Origin of the sequence: Pseudomonas sp. Irchel 3E19, assembly GCF_900187585.1 — a bacterium.
Classification (GTDB): Bacteria; Pseudomonadota; Gammaproteobacteria; order Pseudomonadales; family Pseudomonadaceae; genus Aquipseudomonas; species Aquipseudomonas baetica.
Map to the genome: position 1 here is coordinate 91,184 of NZ_FYDT01000003.1, position 25,283 is coordinate 116,466.

The window sequence follows — 25,283 nt, forward strand, 5'->3', positions numbered from 1 at the left end:
GCTGACTCATACGGTGAACACCGGCACAGGATTGCACCAGCGATCCTTGTATTCACGGTCGGCACGACCAAAGGAGAAACGCAGCGGCTTGTCCAGCGCCCGCGCGTGTTCCCAGGCGCCCTGTGTATTGAGAAAGCTCAGTACGCTGCCGGGGCTGAATTCACGGGTTTCAGGGTCGACGCCGCCGTTGATGTACTCGACGCTGATCCACTCGGGGGCTTCGACGCGGTACACCAGTTGAATGGCAATGGGCGCATCGTTGAGGAAGATCACCGAACCGATCAGCAGTTCCCGCAGCAGCTCGATCACCTCGGCCATGCGTGCCGCGCCGGTGGCCGGAAAACCCCAGCGGCGCTGGAACAGATCACAGTAGATCGCGGCCAGCTCCGCACTGGAAAACTCGCCCACCGGCCGCACCACACCGCCCGCCTCTTCCAGCAGGCGCAGTTCGCGGCGCTGGTTGTAGCGAAACTTCTTCGACAGCTCTTCCGGGGTACGGGCCATGGCCAATTGTTCGGTCTGCAACTTCATGCCGCTGAAGCGGCTTTCGTTGAGAGCCGACAAGTAGCGCCCACGATGACGCAATGGCGCTTGAGCGTCCGCGGCGGCCGGCAGAATCAGCTCGGCGTTGCCGAGGTCGAACAGGCCTTTTTTGCCGTGGCGCTTGAGTACATCCTTGGACAGTGCCAGATCGCGGCCCCATGTCGGGATCGCGGCTTTGACTTCGCCGCCCTGCTCCCACGCCAGATAACGGACCGGGATGCCGGCTAGCGCGGCCAGACGTTCGACCACCAGTGGATGGGTCGCGACGCTGCCGCCAAAACGCTGCCAGGCGGTTGCATAGGTGGAGGCGTCGACGGGCGACCAGCCACGTTCGCGCCAGCCTTGAAATCGGTTGAGCATCAGCCCCTCGGTGCCAGATCGGTAACTTGCGGCAGACGCCAGAAGGTGTCGCGCACCGCACGGTCGGAGAAACGCTCACGCAGGCGATCAAGCATCAGCTCGGCACATTGCAGGCGCTGCTGATCATCCATACCCGCCAAATGTTGCAGGCCTTGCGCAAGGTGTTCGGCATCGCCCAGCGGAAACAGAATGCCCACGCCTTCGACCACTTCCTTGGCCCCGCCGCACGCGGTGGCCAGCAAAGGCACGCCAGCGGCCATGGCCTCCAGCAGCACCATGCCGAACGGTTCGTGATCAGAGCTCAGGGCAAACACATCGAAGGCGCGGAAGTAATTACGCGCGTCCGGCACCTGTCCGAGAAACAGCACCCGGTCACCGATACCCAGCTCGCGAGCCAGCTCCTTTAGATCCTGCTCCAGCCGGCCCTTGCCGAGGATCACTAGCTGGCTATTAGCGGGCAAACCCGGCAATGCCGCGGCAAAACCTTGCAGCAGAGTGGCCTGATCCTTGTCCGGGTGCAGCCGCCCGACGTTGCCGACAATCCACGCATCCGCCGCCAGACCGAGAGTCTCGCGGGCTTCACGGGCCGACACCTGATTGAATTGCAGCGCAGCCACGTCAATACGGTTGTAAAGGGTCTGGATGCGCGTGGTCGGCCACTTCGGCAGGCAACGACGCATGTCGTCGCGCACGGCATCAGAGACGCCAAGCAGACTAAGGCGCTTGCGGAAAATATGTGCGAACAGCTTGCGCGTGCCGCGTTTGTAATCGTCAAACGCGTGATGCACGCCAATCACCGGCAGCGAAGTGCCGAGCAAGGCGATATAGATCGGCTTGAAGCGATGGGCGATGCAGAAACTGAAATTACGTGAAGCGGCGATCTTGCGCAGATCGCCGATGGCGCCCAGCTTCAGGCCACGAATGGCCTTGGAGCTGTATTCCATGAACAACACTTCATCGGAAGCACACGCGGCGGCTACCTCGCTGTCGGCGGCCCCGGTCAGAAAGACCGTGGTCACCCGATAACCGGTACCCGCGAACAGGCTGGCGTATTGCCGTGCGCAGTCGAGGAACGGCCCGTCATAGCCGTGACAGAACTGCAACACATGGCGTTCAGCCGAGCGAGTCATAAGCGTTTGCGCCCTCTTTGACCACCAGAATGTCTTCCATGATCAGGTACTGCAGATCAGAGCCGAAGAACATGTTCAGGGCGTCGGTCGGCGAGCAGATCATCGGTTCACCGCGACGGTTCAGCGAGGTGTTCAGCGACACGCCGTTGCCGGTGAGGTTTTCCAGGGCCTTCATCATGTCGTAGTAGCGCGGGTTGTATTCGCGCTTGAGCACCTGGGCACGGGAAGTGCCATCTTCGTGGACGACTTCCGGCACGCGGGTCTTCCACTCTTCAGCCACTTCGAAGGTGAAGGTCATGAACGGCGCCGGGTGATCGATCTTGATCATCTGTGGCGCAACGGTGTCGAGCATCGACGGGCAGAAAGGCCTCCAGCGCTCGCGGAACTTGATCTGGTGGTTGATGCGGTCAGCTACACCGGCCACGCTTGGGCAACCAATGATCGAACGCCCGCCCAGTGCACGCGGACCGAACTCCATGCGCCCCTGGAACCAGGCCACCGGGTTGCCATCGACCATGATTTTGGCGATCTGCTCGGGCATGTTGTCGAGCTTGCGCCAGGTCGGTTTGTTCTCGTGACGGGCGCACGCGGCGATCACATCTTCGTTGCTGTAGGACGGGCCGAGGTAGACGTGTTCCATCTTCTCGACCGGCACGCCACGGGCGTGGGACACATAGGCTGCGGCGCCAACCGCGGTGCCGGCATCGCCGGAAGCAGGCTGTACGAACAGTTCCTTGATGTCATCGCGGGCGATGATTTTCTGGTTGAGCTTGACGTTCAACGCACAGCCACCGGCGAAAGCCAGCTTGCCGGTTTCCTTGAGCACATCGCCCAGGTAGTAGTCGATCATCTGCAACGCCAGTTTCTCGAACAGCGCCTGCATGCTCGCAGCGTAGTGGATGTACGGTTCGTCAGCGATGTCGCCTTCGCGCTTCGGCCCCAGCCACTCGATCAGCTTCGGCGAGAAGTAGAAGCCTTTGCCCTTCTCTTTGTAGCGACGCAGGCCGATCACGTTGGCGTAGTCGGTATTGATCACCAGCTCGCCGTTCTCGAACGAGGCCAGACGCGAGAAATCGTATTTGCTGGCGTCGCCGTAAGGCGCCATGCCCATGACCTTGAACTCGCCGTCGAGCATCTCGAAACCAAGGAACTCGGTAATCGCGCCATACAGGCCGCCGAGAGAATCCGGATCGAAGAATTCCTTTATCTTGTGGATCTTGCCGTTCTCGCCATAACCAAAGAAGGTCGTGGCGTATTCGCCCTTGCCATCGATGCCGAGAATCGCGGTTTTCTCTTTGAAACCCGAGCAGTGGTAGGCGCTGGAGGCGTGAGCCAAGTGGTGTTCGACCGGCTCGATCTTGATCTTCTTCGGATCGAAACCCAGTTGTTCCAGGCACCAGACGATCTTGTTGCGATAGCGCTTGTAGCGACGGTTGCCCATCAGGATCGCATCAAGTGCGCGGTCCGGGGCGTACCAGTAGCGCTTGGCGTAGTGCCAGCGGGCCTTGCCGAAAAGGCTGATCGGGGCGAACGGAATCGCCACCACGTCAACGTCGGACGGCTTGATGCCAGCCTGTTCGAGGCAGAACTTCGCCGATTCGTAGGGCATGCGGTTCTTTGCATGCTTATCGCGGACGAAGCGCTCTTCTTCAGCCGCCGCCACCAGCTTGCCGTCGATGTACAACGCGGCTGAAGGGTCATGGCTAAGGGCGCCGGACAGGCCAAGAATCGTCAATGCCACAGGGGTCTAGCCTCTTTAGTCTGCATGCAGGCGCGATGCGCCTTGAAAATTGATGTGCCCTCGCACCGGGCGAGAGACAGCTAAAGGGCGGGATTATAGCGTAAACATGGCGGGAATGACCCTGTGCGAATTGTCCCAGGGTGAACGACCCGAAGAATTCAGGGCTGCGGCGTCAATAACTGCCCGTAAGCCAATAAATACTGAGATTGCCGTCAGTAGCCTGTCGATAAATCGTGTACGGCAGCGCCACCGTGTCCAGCACCCCGGACAACGGCAGGTCCAGCAACACAAATGGCAGCAGTACCCCGGTAGGGTCGGGCGGTGCGTTCAACACGCAGAAATCGAACGCCAGACCGCTGTAGATCCGTGGAATCGATTGGCAGTAGGTTTTCTGCTTGCGCAGGTCGCGGGCGACGTCGGCGTCCATTTGCAGTACCGAGGCGGCGGTGCCGCATCCGGATAAAATCCACGAGCAGGCGCCCAGTGCTACAGCCTTTTTGATGGTCAAGTTTTGCCCTCCTAAGTGGTCTGGGCAAACTAGCATCGGGGCTGAACACCGCACAGTTCATGGCTTCTGTAGAAGCTGTAGGAGAAGTCAGTGGAGTTTGTCCACCGTTTCTCCCGGAGGGATGTGCAGTGTTTGAGCGGGCCTCATTGCCAGCGGGCTGGCTCCTACAGGGGAATGCATTTCCAATGTGGGAGCCAGCCTGCTGGCGAATGGATTCAGGCAGCGCTGGAAATGTCTTTGGGCAACCGCTGATCAATCACTCGATGCAACGCGCTGCTCTCGGGCCAGTTGCGCATGAACCGCGCTCGATCCCGAGCGTAGGCCGGTGCGAAACTTGCGACAGAACCATGCTGACACATCGAATCCAGATCGATCAGCGCCCAGCGATCCTCGTGCCAGAACAGGTTATGACCCTTGAAGTCGCCATGACTGATGCGCTCGGCAATCAATCGTGCGAACAATTGATCCAGCGCCTGCAACTCGGCTTCCGGCGCCGCGCCGCTTTCGACGTACGGAGCAAAGCGCTCGATGATGTCCGGCCCCGGTAGAAACTCAGTGACCAGGTAGGCACGGCTGCGCAGCCACAAAAAGCGCTCTTCCCGCACTGCCAGCGGTTTGGGTGTAGCAATGCCGAGGAACGCCAGACGATTGCCTTCGCGCCACGAATGCCACGCGCGGCTTGGGCGCCAGAAACGCTTGAGCCAGTGGGCGAAGCCTTTGATGTTGTAGCGTTTGATCACCAATTGCCGCCCGGCCACATCCACCTTGCCGACACTGGCCGCACCGCCAGTCTTGTACAGATGCCCCTGATCCAGCAGCGCATCCGCCTGCTCCAGCACCGGCAGCATCGCCGCTTCTTCCTCGCGGCGAATCGCCCGCAGACCAAACGCCCCGCGCTGTACGCTAAACAGCGTGCATTCACGACCAACCTTGATCAGGTAGTCCCTGAGGCGCCAGGCGCGCACCTTGTCGATCTGCTTCTGCAAGGCTTCCAGTGGCAACGCATGTTCGGCGTTACTCAGTAGGTAATACACCAGCAATTCTTCGGTGAACGGCTCCAGTGACTTGGGTAACTGGGCAAAAAACACCCCGAGGTTCTCCAACACTTTTTGCCGCGACAACGGCTGACCGGCCGTTTCCACACAGATTCCGGCGCCGTCGATCAAGTACAGCTGACCGTCGTGACGCAGCAAGTTATCGAGATGCAGGTCTTCCTGCCACAGGCCTTTGCTGTGCAAATGGCCAATCGCGCCGAGCGCCTCGGCCAGCACCGTCGATTGTTCATCCGCCAGCACTGGCAGCGATTCCACTTGTTGCCAGGCATCACCCAGGCTTTGGGCATCTTCGAGCAATTCGAACAGCAGCCATCCGCCCTCGCCGTCCTGCAACCCATCGGCCAGTAGCAGCGGCGTGGTCAGGCCTTGGGCGGCGAGCAGTTTGACGCCGGCAAGCTCGCGCTGAAAATGTCGCGCGGCCTTGCTACCGACCAGTAATTTAGCCAGTACCGGCCGGCCACGCCAGACGCCTGCGCCGACGTAGCGCTGACCCGGCAACACCCGCAGCAGACTCAGTAATTGCAAATCTGCGGGGCCCGCCGCATCCGCCAGAGCAACTGTCAGCGGCAGACTCGGTGTACGTCCGGCGTTTTTCAGGTCGGACAACTGCATCAGCGGGTCTCCTTGCGACTGCGCCGTACCGTCAGGCGCGTGACCCAACTGTCGACCAGCGAACTGTCTGTCGATTGATCGAGATACGCCGCCAGCAACTCACGCAGTTGCGCCTCGCTCCATTGCGGCGCACGGCGCAGCAACGGCTCCAGATCCTTGACCCGATCACGCAGGCCAAACAGCAAAGGCCGGGTCTTTTCCAGGTCGATCAACTGCGCCTGATAGCCGTCGCCATCAGCCTGCAGAAAAATGTGTTTGGGGTAGAAGCAGCCGTGCACCTGGCGCACACCGTGCAGGCGGCGCGCCAATTGCCCGCAGGCTTTGAGAATCGCCGACTGCTGCCCGGCACTCAACTGGGACCAGCGCTGCAACAGCGAGTCGAGATCATCCCAACCATCGAGCGCGCGAGTCAGCAGAATCGCGTGGACCTCGCCCTTGACCTTGCGCTCACCGAAAAACGCCGCTTGCAGCGCTGGAATGCCGAGTTTGTTGTAGCGACTGATATTGCGGAATTCGCGGGCAAAACTCGGTTCGCCGAACGGCGCGTGCAGGGTGCGGGTCAGGTAGTTGCTCTGGCGCTTGAGGTAATAGCCGTGCCCCTCCAGCTCCAGGCGAAACACGCTACTCCAGCCGCCGCCGTCGGTGTTCGGTTCATCCACCGCTTCGAGCTGTTTGGCCCACAACGCGTCGAAGGTGCCGAGGCCGTGGCGTTCGAGCAGCGCACGGTCTACAGCGGCCAGAAAATCAGTCATTCGCGTCCCTCGAAAAATCTCACCACGTGGCGAATGCGTTTTTTGTCGGCAGCATTGAGCCGGTCACGCCCGCGGTATTGCAGGTAGAAGCGCAGACGCTGGGTGTTCGACAGGTGATATTTGGCAACCTTGTCGAGACACGCCAGATCCTTGGTGATCCGGTACTTGAGCCAGAAGCCGCGCCAGAAATCGCCGTTCGGGCAGTCGATCAGAAACAGCTGCGCCTGATCGTCGATCAGCAGGTTGCGCCACTTCAAATCGTTATGGGTGAAGCGATGATCGTGCATGGTCCGCGTGAAGCCGGCCAGTTGGCGGCTGATACCGTCGACCCAGGCGCGATCCTTGAGTTTGGGATCATTGCGTTCGGCCAGTGCCGAGAGGTCTTCGGTGCGCGGCAGTTCACGCGTAATCATTGCGCCACGGGCATAGGCCGCTCCGCGTCGCTCCAACCCCCAAGCCACCACCTCGGCAGTGGGAATGCCCCACTTGGCGAAGCGCTTGAGGTTCTGCCACTCCATCTTCACCCGTGGCTTGCCGAGGTAACGGCGCAAGCCTTTACCGGCGCCGACATAGCGCTTGACGTAATAGTTGACGCCGTTGCGCTGCACGCGAATGACCTCGGACAGCGGGTCGCGGGTCAGGCGCTCGCCTTGCAGTGCAAATACCGCTTCCAGGCTGCCGAAGTCTTCGGCCAGATCGCTGTATTGCGGCTCAAGAGTCCAACCCGCCATCAGAGCGCATCCCCGTATCGCTGTTTACGCGCGTAGAGTTTGTTGGCCTTGCCTTCCAGCCAGTTCAGCAGTGGCGCTTCTTCAGCCAGGATCTGGCGCAGCGGTTGCTGGAAATAGCCTTTGAGAAAACGCAGTTTGTCGCGACGGGTCAGGCCGATGTCCAGCGCCGAAAAATACAGGGCCGCCAGATCCTTGTTGCGCCAGCGCCGGGTGATTTTTGCGCGGGTCTGAGCACGGTGCAGGTCGATCACCGAGAGTTTGAAATCACCCGCTGTCACCGGTTTGTCGGTGTGCAGCAGGAAGTGACAGATGTAGCAGTCGCGGTGGTTGACGCCGGCGCGATGCATCATGCCGGTCATGCGCGCCACTTCAGCGATCAACGCACGCTTGAGCTTTGGCTCGGGCGGCTGCTTGATCCAGTCAATGCTGAAGTCTTCGAGGCTGATCGTCGGCGCCAGCTCTTCGGTAATGATGAACGAGTGCTGATCGGCCGGGTTGCTGCCCTTCTCGCCATAGGCGACGGCAGTCATGGTTGGCACACCGACTTCCTGCAAACGCTGGATAGCCTGCCACTCCTGACCCGCGCCGAGCACCGGCAGCTTGGCGGTGAGCAGGTTCTTGAATATTTCGCCCCAGCCGATGCCACGGTGAATCTTGACGAAGAAACCGTTGCCGTCGACTTCCGTGCGCAATGTCCGGCGGGCTTCCAGCTCGCGGTAAACCTCGCCCTGCAAGCCCTCGACTTCGGCGAACGGGTCGCGTCCGGCCCAGAGGCTCTTGAACGGTTCAGCCAGCATCAACTTCATTTAAGCGTGCTCCGCCAGAATCACATCCGCCGCGTGCTGCGGCATGCTGTAGAGGTCGGCCGTCTCAGCGAAGGCCAGACCGTTGCGGCTCCAGGCCGCGCGTGCAGCGTCGTCGTTCAACATATCGGTCAGGTACTGCGTCAGTTGCGTCTGATCGAACGGCTCGTCCAGCACTCGCCCGGCATCCGCCTCGGCAATGTAATGGGCGTAGCCGCAGACCGCGCTGACCAGCACCGGCAAACCGGCGACAAGCGCTTCAAGCAGCACCGTGCCGGTGTTTTCGTTGTAGGCCGGGTGAATCAACAGATCGGCACCGAGCAGGAACCGCGGGATATCGCTACGACCCTTGAGGAACGTCACGTTGTCACCGAGCCCCAAAGTGGCGCTCTGCATCTGGAACAATTTGGGGTCATCCTGGCCGATTACAAACAGCCGGGTGCGTTTCTTCAGTTCGGCGGGCAACGCTGCCAAGGCTTTGAGGCTGCGATCGACGCCTTTGGTCTTGAACCCGGAGCCGATCTGTACCAGCAGCAGGTCGTCGTCCTTGAGGTTGAATTCGGCGCGGAAGCCGGTGCGAATCTCGTCGGCATCCGCCGGCCGGCGGCGATCCTGGGCAATGCCCGGCGGCAGTAGGTGGAAGCGCTCAAGCGGGGTGTCGTAATGCTTGATGAACAGCGGCTGCTGCACTTCGGAAATCATCAGCACTTCGGTTTTCGCGTCTTTGGCGAACACCGCGCGCTCGTATTCGGCGAAGTGGCGATAGCGGCCCCAGCGGCGGTACAGCGAATTGCGCAGGTTCTGCGCCTTGTCTTCGAAGCAGCCGTCGGCGGCGTAATAGACGTCCAGACCCGGCATCTTGTTGAAGCCGATCAGGCGGTCCACCGGGCGCCTGGCCAGATCCGCTTCCATCCACGCACTGAGTTTTTCGTTGCGACGGTGATTGAAGAATGCCTTGACCGGCGCCACTAACACTTCGAAACCGGGCGGCACGTCGCCTTCCCAGATCAACGTGTAGACGCGGATCTGGTGGCCGCGCTTCTGGCATTCGAGGGCGATGCGCATGAAGTCGCGCTGCAAACCACCAAACGGGAAATATTTGTACAGGACAAAAGCCAATTGCATCAGCGCAGCTCCTCAGCCATTAACAACGTGCTCAGTCGGCTGGCGACACGCTCGGGATTCAGACGCGTGAAGCACAGAGGCTGCTCGCGTTTCAGGTCAAACTGACGGGCATCCTGCGCGGTCGGTTGATAGGTACATTTCTTTTGCAGGCACGGCGCGCACGGGAAATCGCTGCCCAGGTGAATCTGCAGTTTGCCGTAGGCGCCGGTCAGGCCCGGATTGGTCGGACCGAACAACGAAATCGTCGGCACGTCCAGCGCTGCCGCAAGGTGGCCCAGACCGGTGTCCACCGCCACGCAGGCCTGAGCCCCGGCCAGCACCTTGCCGACACCGGCCAGATTCAGTTTCGGCAGCACTTCAGCGTGTTTGAAGCCGGCGGCGATGCGTTCGGCGCGGGCCTTCTCCAGCGGGTTGCCCCACGGCAGTTTCACGCCGACGCCGAGATAACCAACCCGCTCGGTCAGCTCGCGCCAGTAGGCTTCGGGCCAGTGCTTGGTGTCCCACGTGGTGCCGTGGAGGAACACCACGAAAGCGTTTTTGCGCGGCAATTCGACCAGACGTTCGACGTTGAGGCCGTAGTCGCCCAGGCCTTTTGGCAAGTCGTAACCCAGAGCAATGGCGAACAACTGACGCACGCGTTCAACCGCGTGCTGGCCACGGGCCACGGCCAATTTACGATCGTAGAAACGCGAAGCCATCGGCTCACGGGCCGAGCCTTTATCGAGGCCGGCCACCGGCGCTTTGACGTAACGGGTCAGCCAGGCACTTTTCAGCAAGCCTTGGGCGTCGATCACCAAGTCGTATTTGTTGGCCCGCACGCTTTGTTTAAAGCGCTTCCACTCGCCGCTGGTGATGGTTTTCCAGAGGTTTTTGCGCCAGCGACGGATCGCCACCGGAATCACTTTGTCGACGGCCGGGTGCCAGGTTGGAATCTCGGCGAAGCCTTCTTCCACCACCCAGTCGAACTTGATCCCGGGGATCGCCCGGGCCGCGTCGGTCAGCGCCGGCAACGCGTGAATCACGTCGCCCAGCGACGAAGTCTTGATCAGCAGTACCCGCAACTTAATGAACCTCGACCACGGAGCCCTGCAATTTCTGCAAGGCATCGTTGACCGCGTCCGGCATCAGCTGGCGCAGGCAGTTGTAATGGCCGAAACGGCAGGTACGGTCGAAGCAAGGACTGCATTCGAGGCCCAGACGGACGATTTCGACATGCTCGGCCAGTGGCGGGGTGAAGCCCGGCGAAGTCGAACCGTAGACCGCCACCAGCGGCCGGTTCAGCGCGGCGGCGACGTGCATCAGGCCGGAGTCGTTGGACACCACCGAGTCGGCGCAGGACAGCAGGTCGATGGCCTCAGCCAACGAGGTGTCGCCGCTGAGATTCACCGACTCTTCTCGCAGACCGGGAATCAGCCGCGCGCGGATGTCTTCGCCTACCGCGTGATCGTTTTTCGAGCCGAACAGCCACACCTGCCAGCCTTCACGAATGCGCGCCTCGGCGACTTTCGCGTAATGCTCGGACGGCCAACGCTTGGATTCGCCGAACTCGGCGCCGGGGCACAGGGCCAATACCGGGCGGTCGAGGGTCAGACCGAATTTCGCCAGCGCCGCTTCGCGGGTCACCGGGTCGATTTGCAGGCTTGGGCGCGGATAGGGTTTTGGCAACTCGACGTTCGGCTCGTAGGCCAGGGCCATGAAACGCTCGATCATCAGCGGATAGCGTTCTTTGTCGAGGGTGCGCACGTCGTTGAGCAGGCCGTAGCGGAATTCGCCGCGCCAGCCGGTGCGCTTCTTGATGCCAGCGAAAAACGGCACCAGCGCCGATTTCAGCGAGTTGGGCAGCAGGATCGCCTGGTCATACTGGCCAGCAAGGGATTTGCCGATGCGCCGACGGGTCGCCAGTTCCAGCGCGCCGTGGCCGAGCGGAAAGCTCAAGGCCTTGCGCACTTCTGGCATGCGCTCAAGGATCGGCCGGCTCCACTCGGGGGCCAGCACGTCGATTTCGCATTGCGGGTGGCGTTGTTTCAGACATTGAAACAGTGTCTGCGCCATCACCATGTCACCGACCCAACTGGGCCCAACGATCAGAATATTCATGTGGTTTCCAAAAACGAACCGGGGAGGCATTTACGCCTCCCCGCCTCGAGAATCACTGTGGGAATGTGGCGGCTTGCGATGGGTCATTACCTTCAACATTTCTGTCGACTGTCACTCCACTATCGCGAGCAGGCTCGCTCCTACATGGTAAGTTCGTCTTGCCGTAAATCTGCGATCACCGCAGATCCACTGTGGGAGCGAGCCTGCTCGCGAATAGGCCGGCACATCCAGCATCAATGTCGACTGACACTCCGTTTTCGCGAGCAGGCTCGCTCCCACACTTGAATCTCATTGCACTCACTGGCGCACTTCAGCTTAGCCCCAACTCACGCCAGATCCGCAATACCTGCCGACGCTCGTCGGCAAACTGGTCACCCGTTATCACCCCGGCATCCTTCTGCAAGGCCTGCCGGTGGGCGGCGGAGCGGTAGGCCTTATAGGCCTCGCGCAACAGACTGGCATCTTCGGCAGGCATCAGCCCTTCGTGTTCCAGCTCTTCCAGAATGCGGATGTTATCGGTCCAGCGCAGCAATGGCGGGTGGCTGTGCGACCACGCCAGGGCCGCGTATTGCACCATAAATTCAATATCGACGATACCTCCGGCGTCCTGCTTGAGGTCGAACGGCACCGCGGCCTCGAAGGCATTTGCCGACGTACCGGCTGCAGTTCTCTTGCTACCGAGGTTGTCGCGCATCTTCGCGCGCATCTCGCTGACTTCCTGCTGCAACTTCGGCAGATCCCGTGCTTTACCCAATACTTGCGCGCGAACTTTCTCGAAAGCCTGGCCGACATCCTGGCTGCCGACCAACACCCGCGCCCGCACCAGCGCCTGATGCTCCCAGGTCCACGCTTCATTTTCCTGATAGCGGGCAAAGGCGCCGAGCGAACTCACCAGCAGTCCGGACGCACCGGACGGCCGCAGGCGCATATCCACTTCATAGAGCTGGCCGGAGTTGGTCTGCGCCGTTAGCAAGTGAATGATCCGCTGCCCCAGACGCGTAAAGAACTGCGCCCCATCAATCGGCTTAGGCCCATCGGTTTCCGCCTGCGGATCGCCGTCATGGATAAACACCAGATCCAGATCGGAACCATGCCCCAATTCAATGCCGCCGACTTTGCCGTACCCGACAATGATGAAGCCGGGATCGCACAGCGTGCCGTCAGTGCGCAGCGGCGTGCCGTATTTGGCCACGGTCTGGCGCCAGGCCAGGGCCAGCACTTGTTCCAGAATCGCCTCGGCCAGCCAGGTCAGATAGTCGCTGACTTTCATCAGCGGCAGGCTGCCGGCGATTTCAGAGGCGGCGACGCGCAAGCGGTGCGCCAGTTTGAAATGGCGCAAGGCTTCCATCTGTTGTTCGAGGTCGTCTTCAGGAATGCGCGTCAGACGCTCGCGCAACTCGGCGGCAAGTTCTGGCGCCAATGGCGGCTTGAACAGCCGGCCCTCGTTGAGCAACTCATCGAGCAGCAGCGGGAAACGGGTGATCTGCTCGGCAATCCACGGGCTCGCCGCGCACAACGTCAGCAACCGCCGCAAGGCGCCAGGGTTTTCCGTGAGCAAGACTAAATAAGCCGAACGTCGGGCGACCGCCTCAACCAGCGGCAGCACGCGTTCGAGGACCAGATCCGGATTGTCATGCTCCACAGCCTGCGCAATCAGGCGCGGAATAAAGGCATCAAGGCGCTCGCGGCCCAGACGCTGCATCGCCCGCAGTTGCGGACTGCCGCGCAAACCGGCCAATGCTTTCAAAGCCTTGGTCGCGTCGGCAAAACCGCCTTCTTCCAACTGGCGGCATGCGGCCTCTTCGTCCTGCGCCTCTTCCCACAACGGCAACCATTCGCCGCCTACCACCACTTCGCTTTCAGTGCCCTCGTCCTCATCGGGATCGGCGATCACTTGCGCGAAGTGCCAGGCCACGCGACCGCGCCAGAACATCAGTTTTTCGTGGAAGGCCTCCCAATCGGCGAAACCGAGCATGAAGGCAATGCGCGCCTGATCCTGCGCGCCGTCCGGCAGCATCTGGGTCTGGCGGTCGGCAATCGCCTGAATCGCGTGTTCGGTGTAACGCAGGAATTCGTAGCCTTCGCGCAACTCGCTGATCACCGCCGGCGGCAGATAGCCCTGCCCTTCCAGTGTGCTCAGCACCTTTAATAGAGGACGCTGTTGCAGACTCAGGTCGCGCCCGCCGTGGATCAACTGAAAGGCCTGGGCGATGAACTCGACTTCGCGGATACCGCCCGAACCCAGCTTGATGTTGTCAGCCATGCCCTTGCGCCGGACTTCCTGCTGGATCAGCTGCTTCATGGTGCGCAGCGCTTCGATCGCCGAGAAGTCCAGATAGCGCCGGTAAACGAACGGCCGCAGCATGTCGAGCAACTGCGCGCCGGCCACCTGATCCCCAGCCACCACCCGCGCCTTGATCATCGCGTAGCGTTCCCAGTCGCGGCCCTGATCCTGGTAATACTGCTCCAGCGCATTGAAGCTCAGCACCAGCGCGCCGGACGAACCGTACGGGCGCAGGCGCATGTCGACGCGGAACACAAAGCCGTCGACAGTCATCGGATCAAGCGCTTTGATCAGGCGCTGGCCGAGGCGGATGAAGAACTCCTGATTATCCAGCGCACGCTTCACGCCGACGGTTTCGCCGCCCTCGGGGTAGGCGAAGATCAGGTCGATGTCCGAAGACAGGTTCAGCTCGACCGCGCCGAGCTTGCCCATGCCGAGGACGACCATCTGCTGTGGCAAACCGCTGCGCCGCCCGGTCGGCGTGCCGAACTGCTGGCAATGGCGGCTGTACAACCATTGATAAGCCTGGTCGATACTGGCGTCGGCCATGTCCGAAAGATCGCGGCAGGTCTGCACCAGATCGGCCTGGCGGGTCAGGTCTCGCCAGATGATCCGCACCTGATGACGAGCGCGCTGGCGGCGCAGTACGCGACCGAGCTCATCCTCGGTCTGCGCGGCATTCGCGGCGGCGGCGATCTGTGCGCACAGTTCACCTGGCGCGAAGGCGCGGTCGAGCTCACCGGACTGCACCAGCGACAGCAACATCAAAGGGTCACGAACGCTCTGTTCAATGACAAACTCGCTGGCGGCGCTGACGCGGGCAAATTGCGCCCAGCGCTCCGGCGTCCAGTTTGAAAAGCCATAATCTTCTTCAAGCGAGGCGACGGCCGTACGGAACGACTGCTCCGATCGGCTGACCAACGGCAGGAGAATGGCAGGCAGTTCGGCAAGCACGGGCAGGGTCATGGTCTATCCTTGATCGGCGTGTAAATGGCCGCTTGTAGTGAATGGTGAAAACCCGCTACGCGAAGGACTGTCGAACAAAAGTTAGAAATAGCTGAAATTTCTTCTTCTTTGGCATTCAGCATCAATATTTCACCTTTTTCGGATGGTAATCGACCAACCTTAACGATTATTCTCACAACGCAGTCGGAGGCCACAAGCCTTTCATCTGTAGTTTTACTACTCGTCTATACATTCGAAAGGCTGAAATGCCGGAAGATTTGTAGTAAAACTACACGCCGCCGGAACAACCTGTCGGCAATCCAAGAATTTTAAATCGTCTGCCCACAAGGCCAGTCGCAAACTCAGGCAACCGATTCTGGAAGCCTTTCCGCCCTGGAGCAAGCCATGCAAGACCTCGATCCCGTCGAAACCCAGGAATGGCTGGACGCCCTGGAATCGGTTCTCGACAAAGAAGGCGAAGACCGTGCTCACTATCTGATGACCCGTATGGGCGAACTCGCGACCCGCAGCGGCTCGCAGCTCCCTTACGCCATCACCACGCCTTACCGCAACACGATCCCCGTTACCCACGAAGCACGCATGCCTGGCGACCTGTTCATGGAACGCCGCATTCGCTCGCTGGTACGCTGGAACGCGATGGCCATGGTAATGCGTACGAACCTGAAAGATTCTGACCTGGGTGGTCACATCTCCAGCTTCGCTTCCAGTGCGACCCTGTATGACATCGGCTTCAACTACTTCTTCCAGGCCCCGACCGACGAACACGGCGGCGACCTGATCTACTTCCAGGGCCACACCTCGCCAGGCGTTTACGCCCGCGCGTTCATGGAAGGCCGCATCACCGAAGACCAGATGAACAACTTCCGCCAGGAAGTCGACGGTCAGGGCCTGTCGTCCTATCCGCACCCTTGGCTGATGCCTGACTTCTGGCAGTTCCCGACCGTATCGATGGGCCTGGGTCCGATCCAGGCGATCTACCAGGCTCGCTTCATGAAGTACCTGGAACACCGCGGTTTCATCCAGCCAGGCAAACAGAAAGTCTGGTGCTTCCTGGGCGACGGCGAGTGCGACGAGCCGGAATCCCTGGGCGCCATCTCCCTGGCCGGCCGCGAGAAGCTGGACAACCTGATCTTCGTCATCAACTGCAACCTGCAGCGCCTCGACGGCCCGGTTCGCGGCAACGGCAAGATCATCCAGGAACTCGAAGGCGTGTTCCGCGGTGCTCAGTGGAACGTGACCAAAGTCATCTGGGGCCGTTTCTGGGACCCACTGCTGGCCAAAGACGTCGACGGCATCCTGCAACGTCGCATGGACGAAGTCATCGACGGCGAGTACCAGAACTACAAAGCCAAAGACGGCGCGTTCGTTCGCGAACACTTCTTCAACACGCCTGAACTCAAGGCAATGGTTGCAGACCTGTCCGACGACGAGATCTGGAAACTCAACCGTGGCGGCCACGACCCGTACAAGGTCTACGCGGCGTACCACGAAGCGGTCAACCACAAAGAACAACCTACCGTCATCCTGGCCAAGACCATCAAGGGTTATGGCACCGGTGCCGGCGAAGCGAAAAACACCGCGCACAACACCAAGAAGGTTGATGTTGAAAGCCTGAAGCTGTTCCGCGATCGTTTCGACATTCCGGTAAAAGACGAAGAGCTGGAGAACCTGCCGTTCTTCAAGCCAGAGCCAAACAGCGCCGAAGCCCGCTACCTGAGCGAGCGCCGCACTGCACTGGGCGGCTTCGTACCACAGCGCCGCGCGCAGAGCTTCAGCGTACCGACGCCGGATCTGGACACCCTCAAAGCCATCCTCGATGGTTCGGGCGACCGTGAAATTTCCACCACCATGGCGTTCGTGCGGATCCTCGCGCAACTGGTCAAGGACAAGGAAATCGGCCCGCGCATCGTTCCGATCATCCCGGACGAAGCCCGTACCTTCGGTATGGAAGGCATGTTCCGTCAGTTGGGTATCTACTCGTCCGTCGGCCAACTCTACGAGCCAGTCGATAAAGACCAGGTGATGTTCTACAAGGAAGACCAGAAAGGTCAGATCCTTGAAGAAGGCATCAACGAAGCAGGCGCCATGAGCTCGTTCATCGCTGCAGGTACTTCGTACTCCAGCCACAACCAGCCGATGCTGCCGTTCTACATCTTCTACTCGATGTTCGGCTTCCAGCGTATTGGCGACCTGGCCTGGGCCGCTGGCGACAGCCGTACCCGTGGCTTCCTGATCGGCGGCACCGCCGGCCGGACCACCCTGAACGGTGAAGGCCTGCAGCACGAAGACGGTCACAGCCACCTGCTGGCCGCGACCATCCCGAACTGCCGCACCTACGATCCAACCTACGGCTACGAGCTGGCGGTGATCATTCAGGACGGCATGAAGAAGATGACCGAAGAGCAACAGGACATCTTCTACTACATCACCGTGATGAACGAATCGTACCAGCAGCCAGCCATGCCGGCCGGTGCCGAAGAAGGCATCAAGAAAGGCATGTACCTGCTCGAAGAAGACACCCGCGAAGCGGCACACCACGTACAGCTGATGGGCTCCGGCACCATCCTGCGTGAAGTGCGTGAAGCGGCGAAGATCCTGCGTGAAGAGTTCAACGTCGGCGCCGACGTGTGGAGCGTCACCAGCTTCAACGAACTGCGTCGCGACGGCCTGGCCGTAGAGCGCAGCAACCGTCTGAAGCCTGGCCAGAAGCCTAAGCAGAGCTACGTCGAAGAATGCCTGAGCGGTCGTAAAGGTCCGGTCATCGCATCCACCGACTACATGAAGCTGTTCGCCGAGCAGATCCGTCAGTGGGTACCGTCCAAGGAATTCAAAGTCCTGGGCACCGACGGTTTCGGCCGCAGCGACAGCCGCAAGAAACTGCGTCATTTCTTCGAAGTCGACCGTCATTTCGTGGTGTTGGCAGCCCTGGAAGCACTGGCTGACCGTGGTGATATCGAACCTAAGGTCGTGGCTGAAGCCATCACCAAGTTCGGCATCGACCCGGAAAAACGCAACCCACTGGACTGCTGAGGAGAAACTCTGTGAGCGAACTCATTCGCGTACCTGACATCGGCAGCGGTGAAGGTGAAGTAATTGAACTGTTTGTGAAGGTCGGCGACCGTATCGAAGCCGACCAGAGCATCCTGACCCTGGAATCGGACAAGGCCAGCATGGAAGTGCCAGCCCCGAAAGCCGGCGTCATCAAAAGCCTGAAAGTGAAGCTGGGCGACCGCCTGAAAGAAGGCGACGAACTGCTTGAGCTGGAAGTCGAGGGCGCCGCTGAAGCGGCCCCTGCCGCTGCGCCTGCTGCAAAAGCTGAAGCCAAACCGGCTGCTGCTCCTGCTGCCGCCGCACCAGCCGCTGCACCTGCTGCCGCTTCGGTTCAGCAAGTGCACGTGCCGGACATCGGCTCGTCGGGCAAGGCCCAGATCATCGAGATCCAGGTCAAGGTCGGCGACACCGTCGAGGCTGATCAATCGCTGATCACCCTGGAATCCGACAAGGCGAGCATGGAAATCCCGTCGCCTGCCGCGGGCGTGGTCAAGGCCATCAGCGTCAAGCTCAACGACGAAGTCGGCACCGGCGACCTGATTCTGGATCTGGAAGTGGCGGGCGCTGCGGCCCCGGCTGCGGCCGCTCCGGCTCAGGCTGCTGCGCCAGCCGCTGCCGCTGCACCGGCTCCTGCGGCAGCCACGGCTGCACCGGTTGCCGACAGCGTTCAGGACATCCACGTGCCGGACATCGGTTCGGCCGGCAAGGCCAAGATCATCGAAGTGTTGGTCAAGGCTGGCGACACCGTCGAGGCTGATCAATCGCTGATCACTCTGGAATCCGACAAGGCCAGCATGGAAATTCCATCGCCTGCCGCTGGCGTGGTGGAAAGCGTTTCCATCAAGCTGGACGACGAAGTCGGCACCGGCGACCTGATCCTCAAGCTCAAAGTCAAAGGCGCGGCCCCTGCGGCTGCCCCGGCTCCAGCGGCCGCTGCGCCAAGTGCTCCAGCACCAGCCGCTGCTGCTCCGGCTGCCGCTGCACCTGCTGCACCTGCTGCACCTGCTGCCACTCCAGCCGCCGCACCGGCCAAGCCAGGCGCGAAAGTTCACGCCGGCCCTGCCGTGCGTCAACTGGCCCGTGAGTTCGGCGTCGAGCTGAACGCTGTTGGCGCCAGCGGTCCACACGGTCGCATTCTGAAAGAAGACGTGCAGGTTTACGTCAAAGCGATGATGCAGAAGGCCAAGGAAACACCGGCCGCGGCTGCTGGCGCAACCGGTGGCGCGGGCATCCCGCCGATTCCGGTCGTCGACTTCAGCCGTTTCGGCGAAATCGAAGAAGTGCCGATGACTCGCCTGATGCAGATCGGCGCGTCGAGCCTGCACCGCAGCTGGCTGAACATCCCGCACGTGACTCAGTTCGATTCGGCTGATATCACCGAGCTGGAAGCGTTCCGCGTGGCGCAGAAAGCCGTTGCAGAGAAGGCTGGCGTCAAGCTGACCATCCTGCCACTGCTGCTCAAATCCTGCGCACACATGCTCAAGGAGCTGCCGGACTTCAACAGTTCGCTGGCGCCAAGCGGCAAAGCGATCATTCGCAAGAAATACGTCAACATCGGCTTCGCCGTCGACACCCCGGATGGCCTGCTGGTACCGGTCATCAAGAACGTCGACCAGAAGAGCCTGTTGCAGCTTGCTGCTGAAGCTGCTGCGCTGGCTGCCAAAGCCCGCGACAAGAAGCTCACCGCTGACGACATGCAAGGCGCCTGCTTCACCATTTCCAGCCTCGGCCACATTGGCGGTACCGGCTTCACGCCGATCGTCAACGCGCCGGAAGTGGCGATCCTCGGTGTTTCCAAGGCCACCATCCAGCCAGTCTGGGACGGCAAAGCCTTCCAGCCGAAACTGATGCTGCCACTGTCGCTGTCCTACGATCACCGCGTGATCAACGGCGCCGCTGCCGCACGCTTCACCCAGCGTCTGGGCAGCCTGCTGGCGGACATCCGCACCATCCTGCTGTAATCCCAAGCGGCCCTCTGATAACGGAGGGCCGCTTGTGTTTCACGTTTTCGAGCGCCACACGCTCGTACCTCAACCCCGTCAATTGACGGGGTTTTTTTTTGCCTGAAAAAACCAGGCTTTGTTTTTTCCTACAGATTGCGCTGACATCAGCCACAACCCGAGTCGGCTTCACGCCGATCTTTTTTATTCCCGGTGCAACTAACCTTGGCGCGGAATAGTTACCCCCATTGCAACTTATAATCAACACATACCCTTTTAGTAATCATTCGAATGGATTCGACATGTTAAAACCCGTTATCGGCCCAATCATCGGCCACACCACAACTAACCACGCACGGATATTTATTCGTGGCGACAGACGAAACAACGCAAATGTATTTGCTGCAATTCGTTATCGCATCGCTGAAACACAACAATGGTCACCCCCCATTTTTGTCCAATTGAATGAACTTCGAGACATGTCGGAAGTTTTCGCGCTCAACAACTTGAGCGGCGATACCGAATATGAATATCAGGCGGGCTGGTTCAGCCCGATGAATCCGGTGCACACCCTGGACAGTGTGGCGGAGTTACCGCTGCAGTGGCCGAGGGAGATCTACCGGTTTCGCACCCGCTCCAGCAAAGCCTTGCAGGCAAGGGCTTACATCGTCGGTTCTTGCCGCTACTTGCGCATGACCGCCGGCATTGCATCGCTGCCGCTACTGGGTGACCGGATCTTTGCTTCAATCAATCAATTGATTGAAGGTGCACAACCGCCGATCAGCGCAACGTTAATGACCGGCGATCAAATCTATGTCGATGATATGAACTTGATCGCGCCGGATCGTGAATACCACGACATACTTGCAAAATACCGTGCAGCCTTCTCCCAACCGAATATTAAACGGCTGATGTCTGGCATATCGACTTACATGATTCTCGACGATCATGAAATCGAAGATAACTGGCCCGCCAATGCCGGCAAGTCCGATGGCGATTTATATCGCAATGCCATGGCCGCCTATGAGTTGTATCAAGCCAGTCACAGCCCGGTACATCCACTCACCACTGACGGGGTGATCAATCGCTCGATCCTTGAGCATTACTGGTATCAATTCAGCGACGGTGATATCGAATGGTTCGTGACCGACAGCCGCACGCGTCGCAACTTGTCGGCCGATGATCGACGCATCCTTGATGAGGCTCAGGAACAGGCATTACTCAAATGGCTGATCAACAGCCCGGCACGGATCAAGTTCGTGGTCACCAGCGTGATGTTCTACCCCGATCGCAAACTGCATGGCGATGACGCCTGGAAAGCCTTCCCGGAACAGCGCCTGCGCCTGTTGGAAACCATCCGCACGCGGCAGATCAAGAATGTCGTGTTCATCTCTGGCGACGTACATGGCTCGCTGACCGCGCGCCTGACCCACAGCGAAGACCCGGACTTCGAAGTCCACACCATCGTTTCCTCGCCGCTGTGCAACAGCAAACTCTTGCCGTACGCCAAGGCGTCCACGTTCATTCTCGATCAACCGCTGACGCGCACAGCAGCGGGCGATTATCGGCATGAGCTGACCAGCCAAGTGGTGAGTGAGGACAACTTTGCTCATGTGGTGGTTGAGGCTGATCAGATTCTGGTCAATTACCACGATCGGGATGGCAAACAGCTGCAATCGATCGTCATAAAACTGCGTTGATCCCTGAAAAATCGCAGCCTTCGGCAGCGCCTGCATGGGATCGCGGTGCCTGTAGGAGCTGTCGCAGACTGCGATCTTTTGCTGTTTTCCAAGAGACGCTGGAGAAATGCCCGACGCAGCCGACACATTCTTATAGCACTTGGCCTTCATCACTCTTGTCAGTCAGTGCCGCAATGATGCAACCTTGCCGTAGGCAACAGTAAAAAGGGCGAGAGCCCGGCGCGTTCAGCATATTTCCAAGCGAGTTCCCTTCATGAAGAGCCAACCCGATGCCGCCAGCTGTATGGTGGCCGAGGTAGTGACGCAGTTGCCCGTGCCCTCGCGGCTCGGCATGCTGCGTTTCGAGCGCTTGAATGAAGCCAGCTGGGCGATGCTGTTTCTTGATCCCAACTGCGAACGCCAGTTCGGTCAACCAGCCGTTGAGCTGTGTGCTCTGGTCGGTTCACCCTACGCCAGCCTGATGGAACCGCAAGCACGCTATCAACAGCATGACGCGATCCAGCAGCAACTGCGTGACAGCCCGCATTATCTGGTGCGCTACACGTTGCACACCACCGCAGGCAAGCTGAACATCCTCGAGTTGGGCGAAGCCTACAAACAACACAATCGTCACCTGCTGCGCGGCTATCTGCTGGCGGTCGATGATGTGTTCTACGAAGTGCCGCAGGTGCCCTGCGTCGACCTCGAAACCCAGAATTCGCGCCTGCAAATCGCCCTTGAACTGAACCAGCGCGCCCAGCAAGAACAACTGCAGCACCTGGATCGCGTACGCGCCCAGCAAGACCTGATTCTACTGCTCGCGCGCCAGCGCTACAGCACGCACAACTCGCTGCAAGAAGCCGCCGAACTGATCACCCGCTGCGCCTGCGATATCTACGAAATCGATTGCGCCAGCCTGTGGAACCTCGAAGGCCAGCAACTGGTGCCGATCTCGGCTTACCACCGCGCGACCCAGGAATACATCCTCCCGGACGTGATCGACATCAGTAGCTTCCCCGACTACATGGAAGCGCTGCACAGCAGCCGCGCCATCGATGCGCACAATGCAATGCGCGACCCACGCACCCGTGAGATGGCCGAAGCCCTGCGCCCGCGCGACGTGAATGCCATGCTCGACGCCAGCATCCGCGTCGACGGCCATGTGGTCGGCGTGTTGTGTCTGGCACAGACCGGCGTCACCCGCGCCTGGCAGTCCGACGAGATTGCCTTCGCCGGTGAGCTCGCCGACCAGTTCGCGCAAGTGATCAACAACCATAACCGCCGCACTGCCACCAGCGCCCTGCACCTGTTCCAGCGGGCGGTCGAGCAAAGCGCCAACGCTTTTTTGCTGGTCAACTGCGACGGCGTGGTCGAGTACGTCAACCCGAGCTTCACCGCGATCACCCAGTACACCACCGAGGAAGTCCACGGCCAGCGCCTGTCGGAACTGCCGGCCCTGGAAAACCTCAGCGAACTGCTGTTCGACGCGCCCTCGGCGCTGGCCAAGAGCAACAGTTGGCAGGGCGAATTCAAAAGCCGCCGCAAGAACCTCGAACCTTACTGGGGCCAGTTGTCGATCTCCAAGGTGTATGGCGACAACCGCGAGCTGACCCACTACATCGGCATCTACGAAGACATCACCCAGACCAAACTGGCGCAGCAGCGCATCGAGCGTCTGGCCTACACCGACAACCTGACCAACCTCGGCAACCGCCCGGCGTTTATCCGCAACCTGGACGAACGCTTCGCCCGCGACAGCGATACGCCGATCAGCCTGTTGCTGGTGGACATCGATAATTTCAAGCGGATCAACGACAGCCTCGGCCACCAGACCGGCGACAAACTGTTGATCAGCCTCGCCCGGCGCCTGCGCAACAGCCTGAGCCCGAGCGGCAGCCTTGCGCGGTTCGCCAGTAACGAATTCGCTGTCCTGCTCGACAACACCGACCTTGAGACCGGCCAGCAGATCGCCAGCCAACTGCTGACAACCCTCGACAAGCCAATGTTCGTCGACAATCAGTTGATCAGCGTCACCGGCTCGGTGGGCCTCGCGTGCGCGCCGCTGCATGGCCGCGATCCGCAGACCCTGATGCGCAACGCAGGTTTGGCGCTGCACAAGGCCAAGGCCAACGGCAAACATCAGGTACAAGTCTTCACCGAAGCGCTGAACGCCGAGGCCAGCTACAAGCTGTTCGTCGAGAACAACCTGCGCCGCGCCCTGACCCAGAACGAGCTCGACGTGTTCTACCAGCCCAAGCTGTGCCTGCGCAGCGGTCGCCTGCTGGGCATGGAAGCGCTGCTGCGCTGGAACCACCCGGAGCGCGGGATGATCCGCCCGGATCAGTTCATCAGCGTCGCCGAAGAAACCGGCCTGATCATTCCGATCGGCAAGTGGATCGCCCGTCAGGCCTGCCGCATGAGCAAGGCCCTGACCGCCGCCGGCATGGGCAATCTGCAGGTGGCGATCAACCTGTCACCGAAACAGTTCTCCGACCCGGATCTGGTCGCCTCCATCGCCAAGATCCTCAAGGAAGAAGCGCTGCCGGCCAATCTGCTCGAACTGGAACTGACCGAAGGCCTGCTGCTGGAAGCCACCGAAGACACGCACTTGCAGCTCGATCAGCTCAAGCGTCTGGGCCTGACCCTTGCCATGGACGACTTCGGCACTGGTTATTCATCGCTCAGCTACCTGAAGAAATTCCCGATCGACATCATCAAGATCGATCGCAGCTTCATCCACGAAATCCCCGACAACCAGGACGACATGGAAATCACCTCCGCGGTGATCGCCATGGCCCACAACCTGAAACTCAAGGTTGTGGCAGAAGGCATCGAGACTGCCGAGCAACTGGCGTTCCTGCGTCGTCATCGCTGCGATGTCGGCCAAGGCTACCTGTTCGACCGGCCGATCCCGGGCGCAGAACTCATCCAAGCGTTGAAACGCTACCCGCGCGGGCCGCTCTGCCTCTAAATCCCATCTGTCGAAGCCCCCCTGTGGGAGCGAGCCTACTCGCGAAGGCGTTATAGCCGTCGACATCATCGTCGCCTGACACACCGCTTTCGCGAGCAGGTCGAATCGTCGCACCGTCGCCCCCACATTTGAATAGTGCGAAATCGGGCATCATTCGGCACACTGGCGGTCTGACTTTTTACATCCCATCCTGACTGAGAGGAACGATCATGGTTCTGCGCTCGGAAATTCTGGTGAACAAAAACGTGCTCCCGACGAAAGAACAAGCTCTGCCCGGCCGCGAAACCGCGATGACCCTGCCTGAAAAGCACTTCGTCTTCGAAGAAACCCCACTGCTTGGCCCGTTTTTCCAGGACGTCGACTTTGCGATTTTCGGTCTGGGCTGCTTCTGGGGCGCCGAACGTCGCTTCTGGCAGCGTGAAGGCGTGGTCAGCACCGTGGTCGGTTACGCCGGCGGTTTCACGCCGAACCCGACCTACGAAGAAGTCTGCTCGGGCCTGACCGGCCATGCTGAAGTCGTGCTGGTGGTGTATGACAAGGACAAAGTCAGCTACGAAGAACTGCTGGCGATGTTCTGGGAACTGCACAACCCGACGCAGGGCATGCGTCAGGGCAACGACATCGGCACGCAGTACCGCTCGGTGATCTACGCGACCAGTCCAGAACATCTGGACGCGGCGCTGAAGAGCAAGGCGACCTATCAGGCTGAATTGTCGAAGGCGGGTCTGGGCGAAATCAGCACCGAGATCGAACAGGCACCGACCGTGTACTTCGCCGAGGCGTATCACCAGCAGTATCTGGCGAAAAACCCGGAAGGCTACTGCGGGATTGGCGGCACTGGCGTGTGCATGCCACCGAGCCTGGCGGGTAACTGAAGCTTAGGAGCTTCGCGAGCAAGCCCGCTCCCACATTTGAAATGCATTCCAAAAGTGGGA

At 60.3% G+C, this 25,283-nt stretch carries 17 protein-coding genes; 5 read left to right on the plus strand and 12 right to left on the minus strand.

From position 1 onward, the window contains the following. Window positions 1-6 precede the first annotated feature (6 nt). The 12 genes from CKW18_RS02925 to glnE all read right to left on the minus strand — a co-directional run bounded on the left by CKW18_RS02925 (window position 7) and on the right by glnE (window position 14,707). Window positions 7-903: an antimicrobial resistance protein Mig-14 gene (locus tag CKW18_RS02925; RefSeq protein WP_095187372.1), complete on the minus strand. Its 897-nt coding sequence runs from the start codon at window positions 901-903 to the stop codon at window positions 7-9. Beyond that, window positions 903-2,033, minus strand: a complete 1,131-nt coding sequence (locus tag CKW18_RS02930) for a glycosyltransferase (RefSeq protein WP_095187373.1) — start codon at window positions 2,031-2,033, stop codon at window positions 903-905. The genes CKW18_RS02925 and CKW18_RS02930 overlap by 1 nt, the downstream gene beginning before the upstream one ends. After that, window positions 2,017-3,774: a carbamoyltransferase gene (locus CKW18_RS02935; RefSeq protein ID WP_007967355.1), complete on the minus strand. Its 1,758-nt coding sequence runs from the start codon at window positions 3,772-3,774 to the stop codon at window positions 2,017-2,019. The genes CKW18_RS02930 and CKW18_RS02935 overlap by 17 nt, the downstream gene beginning before the upstream one ends. Window positions 3,775-3,946: 172 nt before the next feature. Then, a complete protein-coding gene (locus CKW18_RS02940) occupies window positions 3,947-4,282 on the minus strand; it encodes a YceK/YidQ family lipoprotein (protein ID WP_095187374.1) in 336 nt (111 codons plus the stop codon). A 215-nt stretch (window positions 4,283-4,497) separates the two neighbouring features. Further along, the gene (locus CKW18_RS02945) at window positions 4,498-5,949 is read right to left on the minus strand and encodes a lipopolysaccharide kinase InaA family protein (RefSeq protein ID WP_095187375.1); all 1,452 of its coding nucleotides are present in this window, start codon (window positions 5,947-5,949) and stop codon (window positions 4,498-4,500) included. Continuing rightward, entirely contained in the window at window positions 5,949-6,701 is a 753-nt protein-coding gene (locus CKW18_RS02950) for a lipopolysaccharide kinase InaA family protein (protein ID WP_095187376.1), read from the minus strand. The genes CKW18_RS02945 and CKW18_RS02950 overlap by 1 nt, the downstream gene beginning before the upstream one ends. Further along, window positions 6,698-7,432 carry a lipopolysaccharide kinase InaA family protein gene (locus CKW18_RS02955; RefSeq protein WP_095187377.1) on the minus strand — a complete coding sequence of 245 codons (735 nt, stop codon included), beginning with the start codon at window positions 7,430-7,432 and terminating at the stop codon, window positions 6,698-6,700. Before CKW18_RS02955 ends, CKW18_RS02950 begins: the two co-directional genes overlap by 4 nt. Continuing rightward, window positions 7,432-8,238, minus strand: coding sequence for a lipopolysaccharide core heptose(I) kinase RfaP (gene rfaP, locus CKW18_RS02960; RefSeq protein ID WP_095187378.1), 807 nt, complete (start codon window positions 8,236-8,238; stop codon window positions 7,432-7,434). The genes CKW18_RS02955 and rfaP overlap by 1 nt, the downstream gene beginning before the upstream one ends. Then, window positions 8,239-9,360: a glycosyltransferase family 4 protein gene (locus tag CKW18_RS02965; protein WP_095187379.1), complete on the minus strand. Its 1,122-nt coding sequence runs from the start codon at window positions 9,358-9,360 to the stop codon at window positions 8,239-8,241. It lies immediately after the preceding gene. Then, window positions 9,360-10,421: a lipopolysaccharide heptosyltransferase I gene (gene waaC / locus CKW18_RS02970; RefSeq protein ID WP_095187380.1), complete on the minus strand. Its 1,062-nt coding sequence runs from the start codon at window positions 10,419-10,421 to the stop codon at window positions 9,360-9,362. Before waaC ends, CKW18_RS02965 begins: the two co-directional genes overlap by 1 nt. 1 nt (window position 10,422) lies before the next feature. Then, window positions 10,423-11,457: a lipopolysaccharide heptosyltransferase II gene (gene waaF / locus CKW18_RS02975; RefSeq protein WP_095187381.1), complete on the minus strand. Its 1,035-nt coding sequence runs from the start codon at window positions 11,455-11,457 to the stop codon at window positions 10,423-10,425. Window positions 11,458-11,767: 310 nt separating this feature from the next. Then, window positions 11,768-14,707: a bifunctional [glutamate--ammonia ligase]-adenylyl-L-tyrosine phosphorylase/[glutamate--ammonia-ligase] adenylyltransferase gene (gene glnE / locus CKW18_RS02980; RefSeq protein ID WP_095187382.1), complete on the minus strand. Its 2,940-nt coding sequence runs from the start codon at window positions 14,705-14,707 to the stop codon at window positions 11,768-11,770. Between the two features lie 384 nt (window positions 14,708-15,091). Here glnE and aceE point away from each other — a divergent pair, with 384 nt between their 5' ends. The 5 genes from aceE to msrA all read left to right on the plus strand — a co-directional run bounded on the left by aceE (window position 15,092) and on the right by msrA (window position 25,223). Continuing rightward, entirely contained in the window at window positions 15,092-17,737 is a 2,646-nt protein-coding gene (gene aceE, locus CKW18_RS02985; RefSeq protein ID WP_095187383.1) for a pyruvate dehydrogenase (acetyl-transferring), homodimeric type, read from the plus strand. 11 nt (window positions 17,738-17,748) lie between these two features. Continuing rightward, complete coding sequence (gene aceF / locus CKW18_RS02990) at window positions 17,749-19,719, plus strand: dihydrolipoyllysine-residue acetyltransferase (protein ID WP_095187384.1); 1,971 nt, start codon at window positions 17,749-17,751, stop codon at window positions 19,717-19,719. Between the two features lie 281 nt (window positions 19,720-20,000). Then, window positions 20,001-21,398, plus strand: coding sequence for an alkaline phosphatase D family protein (locus tag CKW18_RS02995; RefSeq protein ID WP_095187385.1), 1,398 nt, complete (start codon window positions 20,001-20,003; stop codon window positions 21,396-21,398). Between the two features lie 253 nt (window positions 21,399-21,651). Continuing rightward, on the plus strand, window positions 21,652-24,348 hold the full coding sequence (locus tag CKW18_RS03000) for a bifunctional diguanylate cyclase/phosphodiesterase (protein WP_095187386.1): 2,697 nt from the start codon (window positions 21,652-21,654) through the stop codon (window positions 24,346-24,348). 209 nt (window positions 24,349-24,557) lie between these two features. Next, window positions 24,558-25,223, plus strand: coding sequence for a peptide-methionine (S)-S-oxide reductase MsrA (gene msrA, locus CKW18_RS03010; protein ID WP_095187387.1), 666 nt, complete (start codon window positions 24,558-24,560; stop codon window positions 25,221-25,223). The last annotated feature ends 60 nt before the right edge of the window (window positions 25,224-25,283 follow it).